The organism is Aurantimonas endophytica, from assembly GCF_014196845.1.
Classification (GTDB): Bacteria; Pseudomonadota; Alphaproteobacteria; order Rhizobiales; family Rhizobiaceae; genus Aurantimonas; species Aurantimonas endophytica.
Window position 1 is genome coordinate 384,091 of sequence record NZ_JACIEM010000003.1, and the last position, 20,334, is coordinate 404,424.

20 protein-coding genes and 1 pseudogene are annotated in these 20,334 nt (G+C 68.1%); 11 read left to right on the plus strand and 10 right to left on the minus strand.

Annotated features, from left to right (window positions below; all coding sequences use genetic code 11):
- Positions 1 to 59: 59 nt before the first annotated feature.
- Entirely contained in the window at positions 60 to 767 is a 708-nt protein-coding gene (locus tag GGR03_RS12915) for a GntR family transcriptional regulator (protein WP_183208645.1), read from the minus strand.
- Between the two features lie 188 nt (positions 768 to 955).
- Here GGR03_RS12915 and GGR03_RS12920 point away from each other — a divergent pair, with 188 nt between their 5' ends.
- From GGR03_RS12920 to GGR03_RS12940, 5 genes are all read left to right on the plus strand, one after another.
- Positions 956 to 1,912 carry a Bug family tripartite tricarboxylate transporter substrate binding protein gene (locus tag GGR03_RS12920; RefSeq protein WP_183208647.1) on the plus strand — a complete coding sequence of 319 codons (957 nt, stop codon included), beginning with the start codon at positions 956 to 958 and terminating at the stop codon, positions 1,910 to 1,912.
- A 75-nt stretch (positions 1,913 to 1,987) separates the two neighbouring features.
- On the plus strand, positions 1,988 to 3,529 hold the full coding sequence (locus GGR03_RS12925; RefSeq protein WP_183208649.1) for a tripartite tricarboxylate transporter permease: 1,542 nt from the start codon (positions 1,988 to 1,990) through the stop codon (positions 3,527 to 3,529).
- Positions 3,516 to 4,007 carry a tripartite tricarboxylate transporter TctB family protein gene (locus tag GGR03_RS12930; protein WP_183208651.1) on the plus strand — a complete coding sequence of 164 codons (492 nt, stop codon included), beginning with the start codon at positions 3,516 to 3,518 and terminating at the stop codon, positions 4,005 to 4,007. Before GGR03_RS12925 ends, GGR03_RS12930 begins: the two co-directional genes overlap by 14 nt.
- 56 nt (positions 4,008 to 4,063) lie before the next feature.
- The gene (locus GGR03_RS12935) at positions 4,064 to 5,140 is read left to right on the plus strand and encodes a tartrate dehydrogenase (RefSeq protein WP_183208653.1); all 1,077 of its coding nucleotides are present in this window, start codon (positions 4,064 to 4,066) and stop codon (positions 5,138 to 5,140) included.
- 270 nt (positions 5,141 to 5,410) lie between these two features.
- Positions 5,411 to 6,580, plus strand: a complete 1,170-nt coding sequence (locus GGR03_RS12940; protein WP_183208655.1) for a mandelate racemase/muconate lactonizing enzyme family protein — start codon at positions 5,411 to 5,413, stop codon at positions 6,578 to 6,580.
- A 12-nt stretch (positions 6,581 to 6,592) separates the two neighbouring features.
- On the opposite strand, the gene GGR03_RS12945 is transcribed toward GGR03_RS12940, so the two are convergent.
- From GGR03_RS12945 to GGR03_RS12965, 5 genes are all read right to left on the minus strand, one after another.
- Positions 6,593 to 7,075 carry a cupin domain-containing protein gene (locus GGR03_RS12945; protein ID WP_183208657.1) on the minus strand — a complete coding sequence of 161 codons (483 nt, stop codon included), beginning with the start codon at positions 7,073 to 7,075 and terminating at the stop codon, positions 6,593 to 6,595.
- Positions 7,076 to 7,125: 50 nt separating this feature from the next.
- A complete protein-coding gene (locus GGR03_RS12950; RefSeq protein ID WP_183208659.1) occupies positions 7,126 to 8,121 on the minus strand; it encodes an Ldh family oxidoreductase in 996 nt (331 codons plus the stop codon).
- Positions 8,118 to 9,050 carry a hydroxyacid dehydrogenase gene (locus tag GGR03_RS12955; RefSeq protein WP_183208661.1) on the minus strand — a complete coding sequence of 311 codons (933 nt, stop codon included), beginning with the start codon at positions 9,048 to 9,050 and terminating at the stop codon, positions 8,118 to 8,120. The genes GGR03_RS12950 and GGR03_RS12955 overlap by 4 nt, the downstream gene beginning before the upstream one ends.
- A 319-nt stretch (positions 9,051 to 9,369) precedes the next feature.
- Positions 9,370 to 10,548 carry a UxaA family hydrolase gene (locus GGR03_RS12960; RefSeq protein WP_183208663.1) on the minus strand — a complete coding sequence of 393 codons (1,179 nt, stop codon included), beginning with the start codon at positions 10,546 to 10,548 and terminating at the stop codon, positions 9,370 to 9,372.
- A gap of 75 nt (positions 10,549 to 10,623) precedes the next feature.
- Positions 10,624 to 10,911: a UxaA family hydrolase gene (locus GGR03_RS12965; RefSeq protein ID WP_183208665.1), complete on the minus strand. Its 288-nt coding sequence runs from the start codon at positions 10,909 to 10,911 to the stop codon at positions 10,624 to 10,626.
- Positions 10,912 to 11,064: 153 nt separating this feature from the next.
- Between GGR03_RS12965 and GGR03_RS12970 the strand changes: the two genes are divergently transcribed.
- Positions 11,065 to 11,790, plus strand: coding sequence for a GntR family transcriptional regulator (locus GGR03_RS12970; protein WP_183208667.1), 726 nt, complete (start codon positions 11,065 to 11,067; stop codon positions 11,788 to 11,790).
- Positions 11,791 to 11,793: 3 nt separating this feature from the next.
- Here the strand turns inward: GGR03_RS12970 and GGR03_RS12975 are convergent, their stop codons facing one another.
- Positions 11,794 to 12,195 carry a globin domain-containing protein gene (locus GGR03_RS12975; protein WP_183208669.1) on the minus strand — a complete coding sequence of 134 codons (402 nt, stop codon included), beginning with the start codon at positions 12,193 to 12,195 and terminating at the stop codon, positions 11,794 to 11,796.
- Positions 12,196 to 12,284: 89 nt separating this feature from the next.
- Here GGR03_RS12975 and GGR03_RS24985 point away from each other — a divergent pair.
- Positions 12,285 to 12,668, plus strand: a pseudogene (locus tag GGR03_RS24985) (Rrf2 family transcriptional regulator); the annotation flags it as partial.
- Between the two features lie 129 nt (positions 12,669 to 12,797).
- Positions 12,798 to 13,073 (plus strand): DUF6522 family protein, encoded by a 276-nt coding sequence (locus tag GGR03_RS24990; RefSeq protein WP_252920264.1) that lies wholly within the window; start codon positions 12,798 to 12,800, stop codon positions 13,071 to 13,073.
- A 236-nt stretch (positions 13,074 to 13,309) separates the two neighbouring features.
- On the opposite strand, the gene rirA is transcribed toward GGR03_RS24990, so the two are convergent.
- Both rirA and GGR03_RS12990 read right to left on the minus strand, forming a co-directional pair.
- Positions 13,310 to 13,774 carry an iron-responsive transcriptional regulator RirA gene (gene rirA / locus GGR03_RS12985; protein WP_183208671.1) on the minus strand — a complete coding sequence of 155 codons (465 nt, stop codon included), beginning with the start codon at positions 13,772 to 13,774 and terminating at the stop codon, positions 13,310 to 13,312.
- 161 nt (positions 13,775 to 13,935) lie between these two features.
- Positions 13,936 to 16,101 carry a TonB-dependent siderophore receptor gene (locus GGR03_RS12990; protein WP_183208672.1) on the minus strand — a complete coding sequence of 722 codons (2,166 nt, stop codon included), beginning with the start codon at positions 16,099 to 16,101 and terminating at the stop codon, positions 13,936 to 13,938.
- A 449-nt stretch (positions 16,102 to 16,550) separates the two neighbouring features.
- Between GGR03_RS12990 and exbB the strand changes: the two genes are divergently transcribed.
- Genes exbB through GGR03_RS13005 form a run of 3 tightly spaced genes read left to right on the plus strand, consistent with a single transcriptional unit; the run spans position 16,551 to position 19,103 of the window.
- Entirely contained in the window at positions 16,551 to 17,684 is a 1,134-nt protein-coding gene (gene exbB / locus GGR03_RS12995) for a tonB-system energizer ExbB (RefSeq protein ID WP_183208673.1), read from the plus strand.
- A 4-nt stretch (positions 17,685 to 17,688) separates the two neighbouring features.
- Positions 17,689 to 18,129 (plus strand): TonB system transport protein ExbD, encoded by a 441-nt coding sequence (gene exbD / locus GGR03_RS13000; RefSeq protein WP_183208674.1) that lies wholly within the window; start codon positions 17,689 to 17,691, stop codon positions 18,127 to 18,129.
- Positions 18,130 to 18,131: 2 nt separating this feature from the next.
- Positions 18,132 to 19,103: an energy transducer TonB gene (locus tag GGR03_RS13005; protein ID WP_183208675.1), complete on the plus strand. Its 972-nt coding sequence runs from the start codon at positions 18,132 to 18,134 to the stop codon at positions 19,101 to 19,103.
- A gap of 59 nt (positions 19,104 to 19,162) precedes the next feature.
- Here the strand turns inward: GGR03_RS13005 and GGR03_RS13010 are convergent, their stop codons facing one another.
- On the minus strand, positions 19,163 to 20,284 hold the full coding sequence (locus GGR03_RS13010) for a siderophore-interacting protein (RefSeq protein ID WP_183208676.1): 1,122 nt from the start codon (positions 20,282 to 20,284) through the stop codon (positions 19,163 to 19,165).
- Between the last annotated feature and the right edge of the window lie 50 nt (positions 20,285 to 20,334).

Here is a 20,334-nt window from a genome sequence, read left to right on the forward strand (position 1 = left end):
GTCGCGGCTCACGTCGCCGGCCCCGTGCGTGCGGCAACGCCCAGCGGGCGTCCCTCGCGTCAGAGATGCTTCATGTCGTAGCGCTTCAGCAGCGCGACGATCAGGTCCCGTGCCTTGATCTTGTGGTCCTGCGCCATCTGCCGCGCGCCGGCGGCATCGCCTTCCCGCGCCGCGGCGATGATCAGCCGGTGCTCGCCGATGGAGTGAACCGGTTTCGGCCGGAAGCGCAGGGTGAGCCGCCGGGCCCGGTAGGATTGGTCGATATTGATCCGCGCGATCTTGGCGAGCCGGCTGTTGCCGCTTCCCTCGACGAGCACCGCATGGAAACGCGCATCGACGTCGGCCCAGCGGGCGAGGTCGTCGCGATCAAGGGCCTCGATGAGCTCCTCGTTCATGGCTTCCAGATCGTCGCAGACGGCCTGCCGGGCCGCCGCCGGCTGCTCGGCCAGCAGCAGCGCCGCCATCCCCTCGACGGCGATGATCACGTCGTAGACTTCCCGCATGTCGTCCGGCGAAAGGCTGCGTATGACAACGCCCCGCTTCGGCCGAAGCTCGACCATGCCTTCGCTCTGCAGGCGGATGATCGCCTGGTGCACCGGGGTCCGGCTCATGCCGAGCCGATGCGCCATCTCCAGTTCCGAGCCCTGGAAGCCGGGCGGAAACATGCCGTCGCGGATCGCCTGTTTCAGCGCGTCATAGGCCGCTTCGACCAGAGGCGGCTTGCGCTCGACACTGTCGGTTTCGAAGAGCGCGGCTGCATCGGACATATGGGGCTCCCTGTGCGAAGCCAGTCTAACGCGAGCGGTTCGATGGCGCAAATGATGCATGCCCTGATGCATGCAACAACGAACGCAAGATTGACATTCCGCAGATGATCGTCCCAGATAGCGCTGACGCACCCCCCGAGGCTGGGAGGCCGAGGGTGCCGTTATTGACGATCCAGGGAGGATTACAGATGAAGCTCACGACCATTCTTGCCGGCGCCGCGATGGCGATCGGACTGTCGGCGATGTCCGCTGGTGCGCAGGACTATCCGGCCAAACCGGTCAACTACATCATTCCGTTCAATGCCGGCGGCGAGTCGGATATCGCGGCGCGCATGCAGCAGCCGGTGTTCGAGAAGCAGACCGGCCAGAGCATGGTCGTGCAGTATCTGGAAGGCGCCGGCGGCGCCCAGGCCTGGTCGCAGCTGAACGGCATGGAAGGCGACGGCTACACGATCATGGGCACGAACCTGCCCCACATCATCATGCAGCCGATGGCGCAGGACGTCGGCTACAAGACCGAAGACCTGACCAACGTCTACTTCTTCCACTACACGCCGGACGCGATCATCGTGCCGGCCGACAGCCAGTTCCAGACCCTCGAGGACCTCGTCACCTATGCCAAGGAGAACCCGGGCCTCGTGACCTTCTCCGGCTCCGGGACGAACTCCGCGAACCACGTCGCACAGGCGACGTTCGATCGGCTGGTCGGCGTCACCACCACCTACATCCCCTTCTCCGGCACCAGCCCGGCGACCACCGCCGTGCTCGGCAACCAGGTCATGGCGGGCTTCAGCTACACCACGGCCGCGATCAACCAGGCCGACGCGGTCCGCGTCCTCGCCGTGGCGGCTGACGAGCGTGTCCCGAGCTTCCCGGACGTGCCGACCTTCAAGGAGCTCGGCTACGACATGGCCGGCGGCGCCTATCGCGGCGTTGCCGTGCCGAACTCGGCCTCCGAGGAAGTGCGCCAGCAGGTCTCCGACATGATCGGCGAGATCAACGCCGACCCCGACTTCGTCCAGAAGATGAAGGACGGCGGCTTCGTCGTCATCGACGTGCCCTATGGCGAAATGGAAGCCTTCATGGGCGAGCGGCGCGCCGAATACGAGGAAACCGCCAAGCAGATGGGCATCACCCAGAACTGATCCGGCATCCGGTCCGGGCGGAGGCGCAGCTGACGCTTCCGCCCTTTTTTCCTTGCCCCATCTGAAGCGGACGCCATGGACAAGCTCGTCTACCTCGCCGAGGCCCTGACGCTGACGAACCTCGCACTCGCCCTGGTCGGCGTGGTCGCCGGTATCGTCATCGGCGCCATGCCCGGTCTCTCAGCGACGATGGCCGTCGCGGTGCTCGTGCCCTTCACCTTCACCATGGAGCCCGCCTCCGGCCTGATCGTGCTCGGCGCGATCTACACCGGCGCGATCTATGGCGGCTCCTATTCGGCGATCCTGGTCAACACGCCCGGCACGCCGTCGGCCATCGCCACCACCTTCGACGGCTTCCCGATGGCCAAGCGCGGCGACGGCGCGCTGGCCGTCAGCCTGGCGACTCTCGCCTCGGTTACCGGCGGGCTGGTGGGCGCGCTGCTGCTGATGTTCCTCGCCCCGCCGCTCGCGCAGGTCGCCCTCGCCTTCGGCCCACCCGAATATTTCTGGCTGGCGGTGTTCGGCCTGACGCTGATCTCGGCGCTCTCGGTCGGCAACCTGCTGAAGGGCATGATCGGCGCCTGTCTCGGGCTGCTGTTGTCGATGGTCGGCATCGCGGTGATCGGCGCGGACGTGCGCTTCACCATGGGCAGCCAGGTGCTGCTCGGCGGCATCAACATCGTCGCCGGCCTGATCGGCCTCTATTGCATCCCCGTCCTGATCGACCTCGTCGCCACGCGCGACCCGCATCTTCGGGTCGCCCCCGAAAGCGGCGGCTTCCGCCTCAAGGAGGCCTTCGCGATCACGATGAAGGAGAAGGTCAACCTGATCCGCTCGTCGCTGATCGGCACGATCGTCGGGATCCTGCCGGGCGCCGGGGGCTCGGTGGCGAGCCTTGTCTCCTATTCGGAGGCGCGCCGCTCCTCCAAGCACCCGGAGCGCTACGGCACGGGCGAGCCGGGCGGGATCATCGCCACGGAGTCGGCCAACAACGCCACGGTCGGCGGCGGCTTCATCCCGACCCTCGTCCTCGGCATTCCCGGCACCCCGCCGGACGCGGTCATCCTCGGCGCGCTGCTGGTCCAGGGCATTCGCATCGGACCCACCCTGTTCACCACCCAGGGGTCGATCGTCTACACCTTCATCTTCGGCCTGATCATCGGCACGCTGATCATGCTGCCGGTCGGCCTGCTCATCGGCCGCTACGCCTACAAGAGCATCGTGGCGATTCCGAAATCGGCGCTGGTGCCGACCATCGCCTTCATGACCGTGGTCGGCAGCTTCGCCATCCACAACAACCTCAACGACGTGGCGGTGATGCTCGGCCTCGGCGTCGTCGGCTGGCTGCTCAACCGGACCGGCTATTCGCCCTCGCCGATCGTGCTCGGCCTGGTGCTCGGCCAGATCGCCGAGCAGGGCTTCGTCCAGAGCTACCTGATCGGCAATGCCCAGGGGAACATCCTCGGCATGTTCTTCGGCCGGCCGATCTCGATGGCCATCGTCGCCTTCGCCGCGCTGACCCTGTTCTACCCGCTGATCGCCTCGGCGATCGGCGCCAGGCGGGCCCGCAAGTCCCATACCGACATCACCGTGGAGAGCCGCGATGGCCAGCCTTAGAAAGCCGCACGACGTGCCGGGAACGATCCTGGCCGCCGTGTTCGTCGCGCTCGGCGCCTTCCTGATCCTGCAGACCGACAGCATGTCCCCGATGGGCTCGGTCTTCCCGATCACCGTCTCGGTCGCGATGATCGTCTTCGCGCTGGCGCTCATCCTGCGCAATGTCGTGCTCGGCATGCGCGCTGTTCCGGTGACGGCACCAGCCGAGGCGCAGCCCGAGGCGAGCCACGAGTCGATGCCGCGCCGCCTGCTCTTCCTGCTGGCGATGATCGTCTGGATCGTGCTGATCCCGATCCTCGGCTTCCTCGTGTCGAGCGTGCTGGCCTATTTCGCGATCATGCTCGTGGCGACCCATGACCGCATGTCGCTGCGCGAGGGCGCGACCCTCGTGGTCATCGGCCTTGCCATCCTCACCGTCTTCTACCTGGTGATGGCGAGGGTCCTGCTCATCCCGATGCCGACCGGCCTGTTCCTCTAGACCGGCCGCGCCTGCCCCGCCCTGGCGCGGAACCTGAAAATACGGAGTACCCCCGCATGTCCGCAACCAACCGCCTGAAGATCGCGACCATCCCCGGCGACGGCATCGGCCGCGAGGTCGTGCCCGAGGGCATGCGCGTGCTGGAAGCCGTCGGCCGAAGGTTCGACATCGCCTTCCAGTTCGACGAGGTCGACTGGAGCTGCGACTATTACAAGAAGCATGGGCGGATGATGCCGGAGAACGGCCTCGACCAGTTCCGCCAGCACGACGCGGTCTTCCTCGGCGCGGTCGGCTGGCCAGAGGTGCCCGACCACGTCTCGCTCTGGGGCCTGCTCATCCCGATCCGCCGCGACTTCAACCAGTATGTGAACCTTCGGCCGGTGCGGCTCCTGAAAGGCACCACGAGCCCGCTCGCCAATCGCGGCCCGGAGGACATCGACTTCTACGTCGTCCGCGAGAATGTCGAGGGCGAATATTCCGAGGCCGGCGGCCGGCTCTATCGCGGCACCGAGAACGAGCTTGCCATCCAGGAATCGATCTTCACCCGGCGCGGCGTCGACCGGGTGCTGCGCTATGCCTTCGAGCTCGCCAGGACGCGTCCACGCAAGCAGGTGACCTCCGCCACGAAGTCGAACGGCATCATCCACACCATGCCGTTCTGGGACGAGCGCTTCGCCGCGATGAAGGCGGACTATCCCGACATCGCGACCAGCCAGTACCATATCGACATTCTCTGCGCGCATTTCGTCCAGCATCCGGACTGGTTCGACGTCGTCGTCGGCTCCAACCTCTTCGGCGACATCCTCTCCGATCTCGGCCCGGCGGTGGCCGGCTCGATCGGCATCGCGCCGTCGGCCAACATCAATCCCGAGGGCGACTTCCCGTCGATGTTCGAGCCGGTGCACGGCTCGGCGCCGGACATCGCCGGCAAGGGCATCGCCAATCCGATCGGCCAGATCTGGTCGGCGGCGATGATGCTCGAACATCTCGGCCACAAGGACGCCGCCGACGCGGTGATCGCGGCGATGGAGACGGTGATCGCCGATCCCGCCTCGCGGACCCGCGACATGGGCGGCAAGGCCGGCACCGCCGAATGCGGCGAGGCGATCGCCAGCGTGATTTCGGCGGGGTGATGTTGCCGGCGCGCGGCGGCTGAGGCCGGATAACCTCTACCCGGAGCGGAGGCACATACCCCCCTCTGCCCTGCCGGGCATCTCCCCCACAAGGGGGGAGATCGGAGGCTTCACGGGCCGAGCCAAGCTCGCAGACCGAAGTGCCTCGCATCATGAAAAGACCTGCGGCATCCGAGCGGGATCGATCTCCCCCTTGTGGGGAGATGCCGGCAGGCAGAGGGGGGTGAACGTGCCACCGCCCCAAAAAGACCAGGAACCAGGAACGCCGCCATGCGCATCATCGACATCCGGGAAAAGACGGTCTCGATCGCCAGCCCGATCGCCAATGCCTTCATCGATTTCTCGAAGATGACATGCTCGGTCGTCGCGGTGGTCACCGACCAGATCCGCGATGGCAAGCCGGTCGTCGGCTTCGGCTTCAACTCCAACGGCCGCTACGGCCAGGGCTCGCTGATGCGCGAGCGCTTCATCCCGCGATTGATGGAGGCCGATCCGGCGACGCTGATCGACGAGGGCGAGGACAACCTCGATCCCTTCGCCATCTGGAAGACCATGATGACGAACGAGAAGCCGGGCGGGCACGGCGAGCGCTCGGTGGCCGTGGGCACGATCGACATGGCGGTGTGGGACGCGGTGGCGAAGATCGCCGGCAAACCGCTCTACCGGCTGCTCGCCGATCGCTACAGGGACGGCGTGGCCGATGACGACGTCTGGGTCTATGCCGCCGGCGGCTACTATCACTCGGGCAAGGAGATCGAGGGCCTCAAGGACGAGATGCGGTCCTATGTCGATCGCGGCTACACGGTCTGCAAGATGAAGATCGGCCTCGCTCCGCTCGCTGACGATCTGAAGCGTATCGACGCGGCGATCGAGGTCGTCGGCGATCCGGCCAATCTCTGCGTCGACGCCAATGGCCGTTTCGACCTCAAGACCGCCGTCGCCTATGCGAAAGCGCTCGAGCCCTACGGCCTCTACTGGTACGAGGAGGCCGGCGATCCGCTCGACTACGCGCTGCAGGCCGAGCTGGCGCAGCATTATTCGGGCCGCATGGCGACCGGCGAGAACCTCTTCTCGATGCAGGACGCGCGCAACCTGATCCGCTACGGCGGCATGCGCGCCGACCGCGACATCCTGCAGTTCGACTGTGCGCTGTCCTACGGGCTGGTCGAGTACATGCGCACGCTGGCGATGATGAAGGAGAACGGCTGGTCGAGCCGGCGGGTGGTGCCGCATGGCGGGCACCAGATGTCGCTCAACATCGCCGCCGGCCTGCATCTCGGCGGCAACGAATCCTATCCTGACGTCTTCCAGCCCTTCGGCGGCTTCGCCGACGCGACCGGAGTCAGGAACAGCCGCGTCGGCCTGCCGACCGTGCCGGGCGTCGGATTCGAGGCGAAATCGGCGCTCTACAGCCTGCTGAAGCGGGAGCTGCTCGACTGACGCCGACCGGCGTCAGGTCGGCTCGCGGTCGTAATAATCGACATCCGTCTCGTCGCGGAAGATCTTGTGCATGCCGGCCCCGCCGTGGCGTCCGGTTCCGACGCTGACCTTGCCGGAATCCGGATACTCGCAGACATCGATGTCGGCGCGCGTCGACACCGCGAGATAGCGCATCGTCGTCGTCCCGGTGTTGACGATCTGGTGCGCCACCTCGGCACCGCCGGTCGGACAGGCAATCACGTCGTGCCGGCGGATCGGATAGCGGCGGTCGCCGAAGCGGAGCTCGCCCTCCCCTTCGAGGATCAGGAACATCTCCTCCTCCCCGTGATGCGCATGGAAGGGACACTGCGCCTTGCCGGGCGGGAGAACGGTGAGATTGTAGCCGAGCTGGCGCGCGCCGATCGCGTCGCTGAACAGCGCGCGGCTCGACGTGTAGCGGCCGTTCTCCTCGACATCGTCGAAGCCGACCTCATCGAGATTGGCAATGGGCTTCATCGTCCGGCTCTCCCTCGCCCGGCCGGGTGCGCCCGCTGGCCGCCGGCCCGTCAGATCGCCGATATGGTGCGCATCAGCTCGGCGTCGATCTCGATGCCCTGCTCCAGGGCGCGTTTGCGAAGGTCGCGGCCGCGCCGGCCGGGGATACGGGTGCCGGGCTCGTCGGCGATCGCATCGATCAGAACGCCGAGCCGCGCGACCGCCTGAGGGCCGCCCATGGCGGCGGGATCGAGCACCAGCAGGAACTGGCCCAGCCCCGGCGGCGGCCCCTTGTCGTCGAACAGCGACGTCGCCTCCGATGCATAGTTGGCGCCGGTGAGCCCGGCCGACAGCATCTCCACCACCAGCGCCAGGGCGGCGCCCTTGGCGTCGCCCATCGGCACCATCGTTCCGGCGAGCGCGGCGTCCGTATCGGTCGTCGGACGGCCTTCGGCATCCAGCGCCCAGCCTTCCGGGATCGACGTGCCCTTCTGCTTGGCGGCCATCACCTTGCCGCGCGCGATCTTCGACAGCGACAGGTCGACGACGATCGGCTCGCCTTCCGGCAGCGGCGCGGCGAAGGCGATCGGGTTGGTGCCGAAGAGCGGGCGCGTGCCGCCCCAGGCCGCCATGGCGCCCGGGGAATTGGCCATCATCAGCGCCACGAGACCCGCTTCGGCGAAGCGCTCCACCGTCAGGCCGAGCACGCCGGCATGGTGCGAGCGGCGGATGGCGGCGACCGCGACGCCGGTTTCGGCGACGATGCCCGGCATCTCGGCGACGACGAGGTCGAGCGCCGGGAAGGCGAAGCCGTCGGCGGCGTCGATGCGCAGCAGCGCCGGGCGCACCCGCTCGGCGACCGGCACGGCGTGGCCAGCGACCTTGCCGCTGCGCGCCTGCCCGCAATAGGCGGCGAGCCGGCGCAGGCCGTGGCCGCTCTGGCCTGCCGCTTCCGCAGCGACGAGGCCGCGCGCCACCGACGCCGCCTGCTCGGGCCCGGTGCCGCTGCGCTCCAGCGCGGCGGCGGCCAGCGCCTCGGTTGCCGCGATGGACAGGATCTCGCTCATCGAAGGGTCTCCAGATGCTTCAGCACGTTCTCGGCGGTGACGGCACTCACCCGCACGTTGGATTCCGCCGTCACGCCGGCGATGTGCGGCGTCAGGATCAGGTTGGCGAGTCCTTCAAAGACCATACCGGCCGCCGCGGTGAGGGGTTCGGTCTCGAACACGTCGAGCGCCGCCCCGCCGAGCGTGCCGTCCCGCAGCGCCGCGGCCAAGGCGGTCTCGTCGACGACGCCGCCGCGGGCGGTGTTGACGAGGACGGCGCCGGGCTTCATCCGCGCGATCGCCGCGGCATCGATCATGTGCCGCGTGTCGGCGGTCAGCGGCACGTGCAGGCTGATCACGTCGCAGGAGGCCAGCAGCGCGTCGAGGTCGAGCCGCTCGGCGTCCTGCCAGGCGGGATCCGACTCCGGCAGGAACGGGTCGAAGGCGGCGATGGAGAAGCCGAAGACCCGGGCGCGGGCCGCCGTCTGTCGCGCGATCGAGCCGTAGCCGACGAGGCCGAGGCGCTTGTCCATCGCCTCGCGGCCGATCAGGCGCTGGCGCGGCCAGCGTCCGGCCGCGACGTCGGCCGTCGCCGCATAGGCGCCGCGCAACAGCGTCAGGGCCGTCGTGACGACGTATTCGGCCACCGCCACGTCGTTGGCACCGGTCGCGGGATAGACGGTGACGCCACGCGCCTTGCAGGCGGCGAGGTCGATATTGTCGAGGCCGACGCCGAGGCGGCCGACGCAGGCGAGGTTCGGCGCCTTCCCGATCAGCGCCTCGGTCACCTTCGTACGGTTTCGCACCACGAGCGCCCTGGCGGTGGCGACCGCCGCCGCCAGGTCTTCCGGCCGGTCAACCAGTTCGGGATCGTAAAGCGTGTCGTGACGGGCGCGGAGCATATCGACCGCAGCCTCGTCCATGAATTCGGCAATGACGACGTCAGCCATGCAGCGCTCCTGTCGGGGTTTCGGGTGGCGTGTTCAGGTGTTTGCAGCGGCACATCCCCCTCTGGGTTGCCGCCCCATCTCCCCCACAAGGGGGGAGATCGAACTCGCGCGGACGTTTTGCCGGCTTTGGTCGCAGTGCGGGCAGAAGCGACGGAGAGAAGGCGACTCACCGAAGCTGCCGATCTCCCCCCTTGTGGGGGAGATGCCCGGCAGGGCAGAGGGGGGTACGCCGGACACCAGCCATGCCCGCGACCCGCACGGCCGCAAAACGAAACGGCCACCGCCCACGGATGGGCGATGGCTCGGTACGCCGAGACGATCAGGCGCTGCGGTAGAGCTTCGTCATCACGAACTCGCGGTGGCCGAGCGCCTCCGCGGCGGTGACGCGGCCATTGGCGGTGCGCATGATGTTCTCGATCAGCGCGTCGCCGGCCTGGTCGATGGTCATGTCGCGGCGCAGGATGCCCGAGACGTCGACGTCGACATGTTCCGACATGGTCCGCACGGTGCGCGGGTTGGCGGTGATCTTGATCACCGGGATGATCGGATTGCCGATGACGTTGCCCTGGCCGGTCGGGAAGGTGTGGATGACGTAGCCGGCGGCGGCCATCAGCGTCACGCATTCGGCAGCGGCCGAGGACGTGTCCATGAAGTAGAGGCCGTTGCCCTTCGCCGGTGCCTCGGCCGGCTCGAGAATGTCGATGTAGCGGCACTCGCGGCCGATCTTCTCGAGGTTGCCGAGCGCCTTCTCCTCGATGGTCGAGAGGCCCCCTTCGATATTGCCCTTGGTCGGCTGGCTCTCGGAAAGGTCGTCGGTGGCATGCGCGAAGATCACGTCGTCCTGGTAGGCCTTCCACATCTTGTACCAGCGCTCGCCCGTCTCGGCGTCGGCGGCGCGCTCCTTGCAGATGTGCTCGGCCCCGGTGATCTCCGAGGTCTCGCCGAAGACACCGTAGATGCCTTCCGGGATCAGCTTGTCGTACATGTTGCCGACGGTCGGGCAGGAGCCGAGACCGGTCGTGGTGTCGCTCTCGCCGCATTTGGTCGAGACCCAGAGCTCCGACACGTCGCACTCGACGCGCGGCACCTCGGTCGCCCACTGCACGAATTCCTTCGCCTTGCGCGAGACGTCCATGATGGTCTTCAGGTCGCCGTTCTGCTCGATCGAGAAGGCCGCCACCGGCTTGCCGGTCGCGGCGATGCCGTCGGCGATCTTCTGCGTCCAGCCGGGCTCGATGCCGACGACGATGCAGGCGGCGACGTTCGGGTTCGAGCCGGTGCCGATCATGGTGCGGAAATGCAGGTCGAGATCCGCCCCGAACTGCAGGCGCCCATAGGCATGCGGCAGGGCCAGCGTGCCCTTGATGTTGTTGGCGACGGCCTCGCAGCAGGCGTTGGAGATGTCGTCGACCGGCAGGATGACGACGTGGTTGCGGACGCCCACGCGGCCGTTCTCGCGGCGATAACCCTGGAACTTGCGGTTGGTATTGATCGGCATGGCTTTGGCTTTCTCTTCGAATCGGTCGGACTGGTTCGTCGCGGCGCGACGGCGGCGGGCGCTAGCGCCGCGCTGTCACCAGCGGTTCGTCTTCAGATTGTGGACATGGACGTGGCTGCCCTTCTTCACGTCCGCCTTGAAGCGGCCGATGTCCTCGCCGTACTTCACCGCGACGTCGCCGGCCGATACGTCCTTCAGCGCCACCTTGTGACCGATCGGCACGTCGTCGTTGCAGGTCATGGTGAAGGAGGAATTGTCGTGGGTGACGACACAGAGCATTTCCGTGCCGGCCTTCAGGTTCTCGACGACGACGACGCCAACATTGTCCTTGTGGTCGTGTACCAGCAGTTGCGGGATGCTCATGTTTGGTCCTCCGGGTATGGAATTGCGGTTTTCGCGGCGGATGCGGCCTTGCAGTCGCCGCTCCCCACTCTTGTATAAGACATAAATTATGTTTACATCGACGTGTCAAGCGGGGGCGGCCAGAATTGCCCGGCGCATCCTCAGGAGCCGATCATGAGCGAGGCAGACAGGTCACCCGCCTTCCGGCCGCTTTACCGGCAGGTTCGCGAGGCGCTGATCCAGCGCCTGATCGACGGGGCCTGGACGCCGGGCATGATGCTGCCCAGCGAGTTCCAGATCGCCGCCGAGCTCGGCGTCAGCCAGGGAACCGTGCGCAAGGCGCTCGACGCCATGGCGGCGGAGCACCTTCTGGTGCGCCGGCAAGGGCGCGGCACCTTCGTGGCGCTGCCCGAGGAGGGCCGGATCCTGTTCCAGTTCTTCCGGCTCGCCGCCGATGACGGGACCCGGCTGTTTCCGGAAAGCCAGGTGATCGAGCGGCGCCGGGAAGCCGCCGGGGCCGCGGCGGAGATGCTGCAGATCGAGGCGTCGGCCGAAGTCTGGCGGATCGGACGCATCCGGCGCCTGGGCGGCCGTCCGGTGATCGCCGAGGAGATCATGCTGCCGCTCGCGCGCTTTGCCAGCCTCGCCGAATTTCCCGACCTGCCGAACAATGTCTACGCGCTCTATTCCGAACACTTCTCCATCACCATCGGGCGGGCGGTGGAGCGGCTGAAGGCGACCGCCGCGGACGAGCAGACCGCGGCGCAGCTTGGCTGTCCGGTCGGTCATCCGATCCTGTCGATCGAGCGCGTCGCCTTCGCGCTCGATGGCACCCCCGTCGAATGGCGCGTGTCCCGCTGCCTCACCGACGGCTTCCACTACCAGGCCGACCTGCGCTGAGCTTCAGCCGCGAAGCGCACCCGCCGCTCCGCAGGCAAGTGCCGGGCGGAAGAACAGCCCGGCCTTCAGGCTCTCGGCGATCCGGTCGGCCTTGAGCTGGAAGATCGCGGCGATCTCGGCCGGAAACCGGTCACGGGTCGTCTCCCGCCATATCCCCAGCCAGCGGTCGAAGAGCTCGGGATGAAGCTCCTCGGCGTGACGCTGGTGGGCGGCGAACGGGTTGCCCTTGTAGCGGCCGGAGCCGAGCATGACCGACGACCAGAATGCCGTCAGCCGGTCGAGATGCAGCGGCCAGTCTCCGATCGCCCCTTCGAAGATCGGGGCCAACTCGCTGTCACGGCGGACGCGGCCGTAGAAATCCTCCACAAGACCCCGCAGATCGACTTCGCTGACAACCGCTTGCACGTTCCGCTCCTCGTCCTTCCGATCCGACTCTCCTAGCAGCTTGCCAAAAACATGCAAACCAAATACCTCTTTTGCAGAGAGGATCGCGCATGCGACTGACCCGCTATTCCGACTACGCCCTTCGCGTCCTGATCTATCTGTCGTCGCGCCCGGAGCGGCTTTGCTCGATCGCCGAGATCTCGCGCGCCTACGACATCTCGAACAACCACCTGATGAAGGTGGTGCAGGAACTCGGGCGGGCCGGTTACGTGACCACGCTGCGGGGACGCTGCGGCGGGATCCGGCTGGCGCGGCCGGCGAGCGAGATCATCGTCGGCCATGTCATCCGCACCACCGAGGAGGGCTTCGACCTCGCCGACTGCCGCAACTGCGGCCTTGCGCCGGCCTGCGGCATGACCAGTGTGCTCGGCGAGGCGGTCGAGGCGTTCCTGGCGGTGCTCGATCGCTACAGCTTCGCCGACCTGCCGAAACGGGAGATCGACGTGCTGGCGCTGTTCCCGCTCGCCTCCCCGACCAGGGCCACTGCGATCGCCGCGTTGGCGGGCCAGGACCCCGACGAGGTCGAGGCGACGGCGCGATGCGGGAGGCGGGAGGCGGTGACCGTGGCCTGTGAACAACCGCCGCTGCAGGAGGATTTCGAGATCGATGCGGAACGAATCGCCGCCGCCCTCGACCTGCCGGCCGCGCATTTCCTCGTCGAGATGCGTCGCGGCAACGTCCACGGCACGGTCGAGCGCGGTGTCGGGGCGGATGCCGGCCGCAGCCGGCTGACCATCCGCCACCGCGGGCGACGCCTCGTCATGGTTCTCGACGAGGACGGCAGGCTACTCGAACAGCAAGTCGAAGCCGCTCCCGCCTACCGCCGCGCCCCGGCCTGAGCGGACCTCGGCCGCAGGCTTTCAGCCGATGATCAGGTTGGGGACCAGCAGGACGAGGGACGGCTCGACACGGACCGAACCCGCGTCGCCGGCGCTCAGGCACCATCGCGGCGTATCGGTCGCGCGGGCCATCGCCCGCGTCGACCTGATCAGACGCGAATTCAACGCCGATGACCTGCCCTATCTGGAGCGGCGGGCAGCAGACCGAGTATGAGAATTGCAGGGCGCCGGCGCGATCAGCTGGCGGCGGCCATCGGCTCGTCGAAATCGGCAAGGCCCAGGCGGCGGCGCATGAAACCGTTGTCGCCGATGAGGTCGCCGATCGTGTACTCGTCGAGCACCGACAAGAATGCCTCCAGCGCCTTCCGCAGGGCGGAATTGAGCCGGCAATTGTCGATCAGCGGGCAGTCGACCGAGCCGCTTTCGAAGCATTCCGCCAAGATGAAATTGTCTTCCGTCAGCTCGACCACACGCCGCAGGCTGATCGCCGCGGCCGGCTGGCCGAGGCGGATGCCGCCATTGCGCCCGCGCACGGTCTCGATCATGCCCGCCTCGACCAGCGGCTGCAGGATCTTGAACATGAACAGTTCCGACGCCTGGTTGGCGGCGGCGATGTCCTTGATCCGGCTGAGGCGACCGCGATTGGTGGCGCAGTACATCAAGATCCGGATGGCGTAGTTGGTCTGGCGTGTCAGCCGCATGGTGTCAGGTCCTTCTCCGCGCCAGGAAGCGGAAGATGGAACCTTTTTAGAAGAATTCCAAGTCTTTTTGAAGGTCACCCGGCGAGCCGGCGTCAAACCCCCCGGAAACGCGCGGCCAGAGCCCGCGGCACAGGGGCCGTGGGCGTTGGGCAAGGCCCAAATCAGAACCGGTAGCGGACGCTGCCGATGACGTTTCGGCCCGGCTCGCGGTAGCAGAAGCCGGACGAACAGATCTGCGAATCCTCGTCGAAGAGGTTGGTGGCGTTGACCTGCAGCCGCGCGCCTTCGAGCTGCGGAATATCGTAATGAAGCGCCGCGTCGATGAAGAACCGCTCGGAATTCTCGAAGCTGTTCTCGTCGTCGCCGTAGCTCTTGCCGACATAGCGGACGCCGGCGCCGAAGCCGAGCCCGTCCGCGACACCGCCCTCGATCGTGTAGTCGCCCCAGACCGAGGCCGTGTGGTAGGGCGTCGAGGACAGCGTCCGGCCGGTCGTCGTCTCGGTGCCCTCGACGATCTCCATGTCCGTATAGGCATAGGAAGCGATCAGGCTGAGACCGTTGCCGAGCGAGGCCGTTCCCTCGAGCTCGAAGCCGCGCGAGCGCAGCTCGCCCCGCTGCACCTCCTCGTTGACCCCGGTCTCGGTGTTGACGTCGAAGAAGACGCCGTTCTCCTGGGTGATGTCGAAGACCGCCGCGGTTATGAATGCATTGGCACCTTGGATCTCGTACTTGACGCCCGCTTCGTACTGCTCGGCTTCCGTCGGCACGAAGGCAGCCCCGTCGGCTGCCGTGCCGATATTCGGCGTGAAGGCAGTGGAATAGCTGACATACGGCGCGATACCGGAGTCGAACAGGTAGGAGAGGCCGACGCGGCCGGAGAACGCCTCGTCCTTCTGCTCGTTCCAGTCCCCGAGGTCGCCGGGCACACCCGCCGCGGTCTCGGTACGGATCCAGTCGTAGCGGCCGCCGAGCGTCACCAGCAGCCGGTCGATGGCGATTTCATCCTGCACATAGAGGCCGACCTGGCGCTGCTGCTGCTCGGACGCGACGCTGTAGTCCGGCTTCGCCACCGCCGCGTCGTAGCGCGGGGCGGCGAAGACCAGCGACGAGGCCGTGCCGTATCCCTCCTTGTTGGTGAACTCGGCGTAGGAGGCGTCGACGCCGGCCAGCAGCGTGTGGCCGACGACGCCGGTGTCGAATTCGGCCTGCAGCTGGCTGTCCGAGACGATTCCGCCGAGCGTCTGGTCGAGAACGCCGGAACCGCGATCGACGATCCCGTTCACCGGGCCGCCGAAGGCATAGACATACTCCGAATAGATATCGAGATCCTGGTAGCGCGCCTTCTGGCGGAAGGTGAAGACGTCGTCGAGGCGGTGCTCGAACTCCAGCCCGATCCGGCCCTGCGTCTGGTCGAGATCGTTGAAGCTCGGATCACCGCCGGCGACGTGGGTCACGCTGTTGTCGACATTCACGTAGGCGGCGGTGCCGCCCGAGCGGGAGCGTTGTAGTTCGCCGAGTATGGTCAGCGAGGTGTCGCCGTCGGGCGCCCAGGTGAAGGCAGGTGCGATGCTCAGCCGGTCGTCCGGCGTGAACGGATAATCTGTGTCGGAGTCGCGGGCGACGCCGGTGAGGCGATACGACGCCGTGCCGTCGGCGTTCATCGGGCCGGCGGCATCGAAATTCGCCTGGTAGCGATCGTTGGTGCCGATCTGCGTCTCGACCTCGCGGAACACCTCCGTTGTCGGGCGCTTGGAGCGCAGGTCGACGATGCCGCCGGCATTCGACGATCCGTAGAGGCCGGCCGACGGTCCCTTGAGGATCGACAGCCCGCCGAGCCCGTAGGGCTCGATGTCGAAGGTGGCGAAGCCGTTGCCGAACTGGCGCAGGCCGTCGCGGAAGATGCCGGTGTAGGTCGCCGGGAAGCCGCGGATGAAGAAGGCGTCGAAGCGCGGATCGAAGCCATAGGCGCCGATCCGTACGCCGGGCGTGTAGGAAAGCGTTTCGAGAAGGGACTGCGGATTGCGGTCCTCCAGCTGCTGCTCGGTGATCACCGAGACCGATTGCGGCACCCGGACCAAAGGCGTGTCGGTCTTCGTCGCGGAAACCGTCGCCTGTGGCACGTAGCCATCGGCGGCGAAGCCATCCTCGGAGGTGCCGGACGCGGTGCCGGCGCCCTCGATTGTCACCGTCTCCAGCTGGATCGTCGTCTCCTGCGCATCGGCAGCAGCCGATGTCCAGAAGAGGCCAAGCGCCGTCGTGGCGGCCAGCCTTTGGAGCCATGCAGCAGTGGCAAGGCTGCTTCGGGAAATCGACGCCGTGTTACGCATGAGAGAACCGCCTTCGCTGGATCGGGAGCCCCTCGCCCCCGTCTGCATGGCAGCGCTAAAAAAACATGATTGTGTGAGTCAACTTATCTGACATTCGCCAGCGGCTTCGCCGTAACGTCGGCAGGCATAGGCAAGTCGTTGTCACGACTGCGCCTTCGGCGATCCTCCGCAGGATTTTCTGGCGCCAATCGGTCGAGACTTCCAACGAAGTGTTACAGGCAAGACACGCTGATTGGAATTATTCGAGTTCTACTTGGAACCCGAGTTTGTCCGCCTGAGGATCTTGTTCAAGCGAGCGCCTCCCGAATGCAAAGGCGAGGGAACCGTGGGCGGGCTCTTTAAGTTGACTGGACCAATCATATTAACATATGGGTTCCGCCGAAAGGCCGGGCGGACCCGCTTCCAGCGTCCGCCCGCCTCCCGTGCAACAGACCATCACGATCGGCCTCATGACCACGATCCGCACCGTCCGGCAGCGTGCCGCCCTGATCGCCGCACTCGTCCTGCTTCCCGCGCTGATCGCGCACCCGGCCCTTGCCCAGGACACCGCACCCGCCGCGCCGGATCCGTCCTCGGCAGCGACACCTTCCGAGAGTGCCGCGCCTGCGACCGGCCCGGCGCCATCGGTCTCCGATCCGGGCTCGCCTGCGGCCGAGCCCGCCGGAGTTCCGGCGTCGACAGGAGAAGATCCGGTCGCTCCGGCGCCAGAGGCCACAGCGCCGGCGGCCGGGGAGGCCGCGCCGGCTGCTCCCATGCCCGCCACTCCGGCGACCGATACCCCTGAACCCGCCGTATCTCCCGCGGACGCGCCCGCTGCCGCGACGGGACCACGCGTCACGGAAGTGGCCGCGCCGGGGCGCAGCGAGACGCTGCCGCACGACCTCTCGCCGCTGGGCATGTTCCTTGCCGCCGACTGGGTGGTGAAGGCGGTGATGATCGGGCTTGCCTTCGCGTCGCTGGTCACCTGGACGATCTTCGTCGCCAAGGGCATCGAGATCGCCTTCGCCAAGCGCCGCGCCAGCGCCGACGTCCGGCGGCTGGAGCGCGCCCCTGACCTGGTGGGTGCGATCGGCGACGAACGCTCCGCCCGTCGCTGGCGCAGCCCCGTGGCATTGCTCGCCAAGTCGGCGGAAGCCGAGCGCGCCCGCTCCGCCGGCCTCTCCGACGACGGCGTCAAGGAGCGCGCCCAGGTGGCGCTGTCGCGCATCGAGTCGCGCGGCGCCCGCAGCATCAACCGCGGCACCGGCGTCCTCGCGACGATCGGTTCGACGGCGCCCTTCGTCGGCCTGTTCGGCACGGTCTGGGGCATCATGAACTCGTTCATCGGCATCAGCGAGGCGAACACCACCAATCTCGCGGTCGTGGCGCCGGGCATTGCCGAGGCACTGCTGGCGACGGCGATCGGCCTCGTCGCGGCGATCCCCGCCGTCATCATCTACAACGTCTTCGCGCGCTCGATCGCCGGCTACCGCGCCATCCTGTCGGACGGCTCGGCCGTCGTTCTGCAGCATCTGTCGCGCGAGCTCGACCAGGACCGCGCCGGCACCCGCCGCGCCGCTCGCCTCGCCGAAGCCGCGGAGTAATCCCATGGCCTTCAAGCTCGAGCAGGAAGACGACGGCGTCGGCGAGGTTTCGGAAATCAACGTCACGCCGTTCATCGACGTGGTGCTCGTCCTCCTGATCATCTTCATGGTGGCCGCGCCGCTCTCGACCGTCGACGTGCCGGTGGACCTGCCGACCTCCAACGCCGTGCCGCAGGAGCGGCCGGACGAGCCGGTCTACCTGACGGTGCAGAGCGATCTGTCGCTGGTGCTCGGCGAAGCACCGATCGGGTCGGAGACGCTAGCCGCAGCGCTTGACGAGCGCACCGGCGGCAACCGCGAGGAGCGGATCTTCCTGCGCGCCGACGGCGCCGTCTCCTACGCCTCGCTGATGGACGTGATGAACACGTTGCGCGACGCCGGCTATGTCCGCATCGGTCTGGTCGGCGTCGAGGACACGGCGGCAGCCCCGCCGCCCGCACGCTGATCATGGCGGCGGCACTGCTCACGACGACCGAAACGGGCGGTAGGCGCGCGTCGCTGGCGCGATGGACGCTGGCCGCGACCGTCGTCCTCGCCGTTCACGCGGTCGGCGCCTGGGCGTTGGTCACGCAGGCCCCGCCGGCCGAGCCGCAGGGCACGCCCCAGGCGGCGGTGCTGATCGAGCTGGCGCCGCCGGCCGCCGCGCCGGAGGTCGCCGCACTGGAGGCTGCCGAACCGGCGGCCGAACCGGTCGACACCCCCTCCGAGGAACCCGCGCCGCCGGAGCCCGTCGAGCCGGAGACCGAACCGACGCCGGCCGAAGTGCCGCCGGAGCCGGTGATCCCGCCCGAGCCGGTCGTGCCCGAGCCGGTCGTGCCGGAACCCGAACCAGACCAGCCGGAGGCCGCGCTTCCCGAACCGGAGCCGGAGACGCCGGAACCGCCCGAGCCCGAAATCGCCGAGCCGGTGCCGGAAGAACCGGAGCCCGCCACCATCGCCGACGTGCCGCTGCCGACGGCGCGGCCGACCCCGCCGCGTCCCGTCCGTGAGGCCGCACGCCAGGAAGAGACCCGCGAGAAGCCGCGCCAGAAGAAGGCGGAGCCCGCGCCCCGCAAGCGCGAGGCGGCGGCGCCGCAGCGCCGGTCGCCGGCGCCTTCGACCGCCTCGCAGGGGCGGCGCCAGCAGCAGGCGTCGCAAGGCGCGAACGTCTCGCGCGCCGCCCTCGCCTCGTGGCAGAGCCAGGTCCAGGCCAAGCTCAACCGCAACAAGCGCACGCCGCGCGGCAGCGGCTCCGGCACCGTCCGGGTGGCCTTCGCGATGGACGGCAATGGCCGGGTCGTCTCGGTGCGGATAGCGGGGTCGAGCGGCGTCGCCGCGCTCGACCAGGCGGCCGTGGCGCTGGTGCAGCGGGCCAGCCCGTTTCCCGCCCCGCCGAGCGGCCGTCAGGTCTCGCTGACCGTCCCGGTGGCATTCCGCTAGCAAGCGCTACCGGGCTCCGAACTATTGCCTCAGGAGCAGGACCACCCGTCCAGCGCCGGTCAGCCGGCATCCCCGGACGCCGCGGGATCATCGTCCCGCCGGCCGCGGCGCCAATAGGCGCCGACGAGATGGGCGCTGCGCTTCAGCCGCCAGACCTTGCGGCAATGATCGCGGATCGCCTTGAAGGCGGCCAGTTCGCCGGCGACGTAGACGAAACTTCCGGGCTCGCCCGGCCAGGCGAGCGACGTCACCGCCGCCTGCAGAAGGTCAGTCGTCCCGGCGGCGCGGCCGCCCCGGTCGAGCCAGACGATCTCGAAGCCGGCGGGGTGGGCAAGCGCCTGGATCTCGGCGGCGTCCTGCACCTCGATCATCGCGGTACCGGCTGCATCCACCGGCAGGCTCTCGAGCATCCGGGCGATCGCCGGCAGCGCCGTCTCGTCGCCGGCGAGGAGATAACGTTCGGCCGGCGCCAGTTCGCCGCCGCCCGGGCCCATCATGCCGACGATGCTGCCCGGCTCGGCCGTCCGTGCCCAGTCGGAGCCGGGGCTTGAGCCTTCATGCAGGACGACGTCGATGTCGACCGTTGCCGCGCCGAGGTCGATGCTGCGGATCGTATAGGTGCGGGCGGTGAGCCGATCCTCGCCCTCCGGCCAGGCCGGAATGCCGGAGCGGTCGGCGCAGGGCCATACGGGCCGGCGCCCTTGCGGCGGAAACAGCAGCCGTACGTGCAGCCCGCCGGCGGCGAAGCGCCCGAGGTCGCTTCCGGTCAGCCGGACGCGGCGCATGCGGGGCGTCAAGTCGACGGCCGAAACCACCCGCATCTCACGAAACTGCGGCAGCTCGCCCGTCTCGCAGCCATCGCCCTGCCAGGTGATGTCGGCCGCGTCCCCGAGGAAGGCGCGGATATTGTAGGCAACGAGATGCTTGAGGCTCGCCAGGGCGCCGAGATCGTCGGCCGCAGCGGTCGCCGTCACCAGGGTCTCGCGATAGGCCAGCCGCGCCACGCCCCCATAATAGGCGATGCGCAGTTCCGCGCCCGGCGCGACCGGACGGGACACCTCGTCCGGCAACTGCTCGGCGACGCTGTCGACGAACCTCGCCGCTTCGTCCATGGTCATCGACAGGAATGCCACGAAGCGGGCCGGCGCAGCCTCGCCGTCGGCGGCGGCAAGCGCTACCATCGGCCGGCCCGTCCCGGCACCAAGCCGGCGCGCCGCAAGCCATGGGGAAT